The organism is Brevibacillus sp. NRRL NRS-603 (genome assembly GCF_003013445.1).
GTDB lineage: Bacteria > Bacillota > Bacilli > Brevibacillales > Brevibacillaceae > Brevibacillus > Brevibacillus formosus.
Genome location: NZ_PXZN01000108.1, coordinates 1 through 1,277, shown reverse-complemented (window position 1 = coordinate 1,277; position 1,277 = coordinate 1). Strand labels below are relative to the sequence as shown.

The window sequence follows — 1,277 nt, the reverse complement described above, 5'->3', positions numbered from 1 at the left end:
AGCTTCGGCGAACAGGCGAGAGCGATTGCGATCATCGCACGCTGACGCATACCGCCAGAGAACTCGTGTGGATATTGCTCCACACGTCTCTCAGGTTGCGGAATACCAACCATGGTCAAGAGCTCAATGGCACGATCACGTGCTGCTGCTTTCGACATGTTTTGGTGTTTGATCAAGCCCTCAGTAATTTGGCTACCGATGGTCATTGTTGGGTTCAAGGAAGTCATTGGATCTTGGAAAATCATCCCGATATCTTTACCGCGGATCGATTCCATCTCTTTTTTCGACTTCTTGACGATATCATCGCCATTGAAGAGAATTTGCCCTTTTTTAATTTCACCTGGAGGCATAGGAATCAGCTTCATGAGGGTTTGAGCGGTTACGGATTTACCGCAACCGGACTCCCCTACAATTGCTACAGCCTCTCCGCGGTTGACGTGAAAATTCACACCGCGGACTGCTTTTACCTCACCTGCATACGTATGGAAGGATACATGCAGGTCTTTTACATCAAGAATGCGTTCCATAACGACGTTCCCTCCTATTTACGCAGGCGTGGGTCTACTGCATCGCGCAGACCGTCACCGAACAAGTTAAATGCCAAGATGGTCATGGAAATAAAGATTGCCGGGAATGTCAAACGCCATGGATAGTACTTCATGGCTGGCAAGCCCTCATTGGACATCGTTCCCCACGATGCAATCGGTGCCGAAACCCCTAACCCGATAAAGGACAAGAAGGATTCTGCGAAAATCGCGGAAGGTACAGTCAAGCTCAATGTTACGATGATTGGGCCCAATGCATTAGGAATCAAGTGTTTGAAGATCAGACGGTTGGCGTCAGCACCAAGGGAGCGCGCTGCCAGTACAAACTCTTGGTTTTTCAATTGAAGGATCTGACCACGCACAATCCGGGCCATACCGATCCATCCCGTTATCGTTAAGGCAATAATAATCGTTCCGACACCAGGCTCTAACACTACCATCAACAAAATAACAACCAGCAGGTAAGGAATCGCAAACAGGATGTCCGCAATACGCATCATGATTTCATCTACTCTGCCACCATAGAAACCTGCGAGACCGCCCCAGATCACACCAATGATCAGATCAATAAACGCTGCGGCAAGACCTACTTGCAGAGAAATACGTGCACCGTACCAGATACGCTCAAATACGTCACGCCCCAAGTCATCTGTACCAAACCAGTGTTCAGCAGATGGCTTCTTGTTCTTGCCAGCCAAATCAGTCGTAAAATAATCTTGTGGAGTAAGCCAT

The 1,277-nt window shown here is 48.3% G+C and carries 2 protein-coding genes; both read right to left on the bottom strand.

The annotated features are described in order from the left end of the window. Positions 1-527 (bottom strand): ABC transporter ATP-binding protein (locus C7R94_RS28685; RefSeq protein ID WP_146142845.1); only part of this gene is annotated, 527 nt, incomplete at its 3' end. Between the two features lie 14 nt (positions 528-541). Beyond that, positions 542-1,277: ABC transporter permease (locus tag C7R94_RS28680; RefSeq protein ID WP_106785926.1), on the bottom strand; the 736-nt coding region annotated here is incomplete at its 5' end.